The 2157-nt window shown below is 67.7% G+C and carries 2 protein-coding genes; one reads left to right on the plus strand and one right to left on the minus strand.

What is annotated here, in order from left to right; all coding sequences use genetic code 11:
* Positions 1–1055, plus strand: a 1055-nt coding sequence (locus Q0112_RS01125; protein WP_297970343.1) for a D-arabinono-1,4-lactone oxidase, incomplete at its 5' end; no start/stop codon positions are given.
* Here the strand turns inward: Q0112_RS01125 and Q0112_RS01130 are convergent.
* Positions 1048–2061, minus strand: a complete 1014-nt coding sequence (locus Q0112_RS01130) for a DDE-type integrase/transposase/recombinase (protein WP_297970345.1) — start codon at positions 2059–2061, stop codon at positions 1048–1050. The genes Q0112_RS01125 and Q0112_RS01130 overlap by 8 nt on opposite strands.
* Positions 2062–2157 lie beyond the last annotated feature (96 nt).

The following is a 2157-nucleotide window of genomic DNA, read 5'->3' on the forward strand; positions in this document are numbered from 1 at the left end:
ACGGGCTGCACCTGACACTATCGAACATGAAGGGCGTCCGGCATATCGATCGCGAGCGACGGCGGGTGACCGCTTCGGCGGGCACGACGATCAACGAACTCGTCCGCGTGCTGAAGCAGGAAGGCCTGTCGATGGTCAACCAGGGCGACATCGACAGCCAGGCGATTGCCGGCGCGCTCACCACCGGCACCCACGGAACCGGCGCAAGGCTGCCGGTGCTCGCCGATGCGATCGTCGGAATGAAGCTCATCCAGCCGAACGGCGAGATCCTTGTCGTCGACGAGTCCACACCCGACCTGCTCCTTGCCGGCCGAGTGTCACTCGGCACCCTTGGGGTCATATCCGAGATGACCCTTCAGCTGACCGATAGCTACAGGCTGCGCGAGAGGATCTGGCGCGAGGACTTCGAGGCGGCGATGGACATGCACGACGAGCTGGCCGCAAGCCACCGGCATTTCAGCTTCTTCTGGTGCATGACCGAGCAGAGCCGCCACTGCTACTGCCTGCCCGATACGGCCGCCACCTCGAAGTCCGGACGCACGACGGACGTCTGCGAGATGAAGGTCATGGACATCACCGAGGATGAGCCCTTCGAGTCCGAATTCGAGAAGGTGGCCTACAGCTCCGACGTCTATCCGATCGAGTACATCGCCAACTTCCACGAGCTCGAATACGCGGTGCCTGTCGAGCACGGCAAGGACGCGGTGCGCGCCGTGCGCAGGCTGATGATGGAAGAGTTTCCGGAGGCGATCTATCCCATCGAGTATCGCTTCACCGCCGGCGACGAGGCCTGGATGAGTCCCTTCTACCGGCAGGACAGCGTCACGGTGTCGGTCTCGAGCGAGCCGGGCAAGGACTACTGGAACTATCTCCGCGCGGTCGACAGGATCCTGCGGGGCTACGGTGTGCGCCCACACTGGGGAAAGATGCACTTCCTTACCGGCGAGGATGTCACCTCGATCTATCCGCGGGCGAACGACTTCCGGGCGTTGCGACGCGACCGCGATCCCGAAGGCTTCTACCTCAACGACCACCTGAGCGCACTGTTCAAGTAAGGCGCACCCCGTCGCGCCGCTGGGTGTTGTCTCCGAGCTGATTGGTGAGAGCGTCGAGAGGTGCCTGGTAGGCGAGGCATCGGAGCCGGGTGCGATTGTAGGCCTCGACGAAGTCGAGGATGAAGGCGGTGCGCTCGGCGTGGCTGGCGAAGGTGCCGCGGCGGTGGGGGTCGTCGCGGAAGCGGGCATGGCCCTCGATCGCCTCGCCGAGGCGGCGGTTGAAGCGCTCGACCATGCCGTTGGTCTTCGGGGTGTAGGGCCGGGTCAGGCGGTGCTCGATGCCGCGGGCGGCGCAGAGGCGGTCGAAGGGATGGCGGCCGCTCGGCCGGCCCGTCCGCTGCGGGACGTGGCCGCCGAAGCGGTCGGTGAACTCCGAACCGTTGTCGGTGAGCACGGTGTGGACCCCGCCGGGGAAGGCCTCGAGGAAGCGCGCCATCGTCGCGGCGATCGCCCGGGCGCCACGGCCGGGTACGATCTCGACCCAGACGAAGCGGGTCCTGCGCTCGATGGCCACGAAGACGAACTCGCTCCGCCCGCCGAGCTTCGCCAGATACTTGAGGTCGACGTGGACGAAGCCGAAGGCGGCGTCCTCGAAGCGCTGCGGCCGCGCCCTGTGGTCTCCCGGCGCCCCGGGCGTCCCCCCGGGCGCCGCGCCGCGCCGCTGCCGCCCGGAGAGGCCGGCGCGGCGCAGCGCCCTCCAGACCGAGCCGCGCGAGAGCTTCGGGTTGACGCAGCGGTTCATCACCTCGGTGATGTCGTCGAGGCTGAGCCCGGCGAGGGTCCGGAGCTCGGCGATGATCGCCTCCTCGACCGGCGAGGTCGCCTGCCCGAGATTGTGGCGCACGTGGCTGCGGTCCTCGGTGCCGGTGCGCCTGCGCCAGCGGCGGATCGTGGTCTCGGAGACCCCGTAGCGCGCGGCAAGCACCGCCACCCTCTCAGACGAGGCCTGGATCTCGGCCCGCACCTTCGGCGTCGTGGTGGCGTTGGCGTGCAGACGCGTCAGCATGACACCCTCCCGAGCTTCCGCAGCAGCACAATGCCACGGCGCACCCCCGGACCGTCCAAACAATCTACTCCACCGAAACACTTTTTGGGCCGGCGC

Origin of the sequence: uncultured Amaricoccus sp., assembly GCF_937858865.1 — a bacterium.
In the GTDB taxonomy this organism is placed as follows: Bacteria; Pseudomonadota; Alphaproteobacteria; order Rhodobacterales; family Rhodobacteraceae; genus Amaricoccus.

What these genes read in the sequence shown, in the direction of transcription:
- Q0112_RS01130 (WP_297970345.1), bottom strand. Translation starts at nt 2,061, where the DNA reads ATGCTGACGCGTCTGCACGCCAACGCCACCACGACGCCGAAGGTGCGG.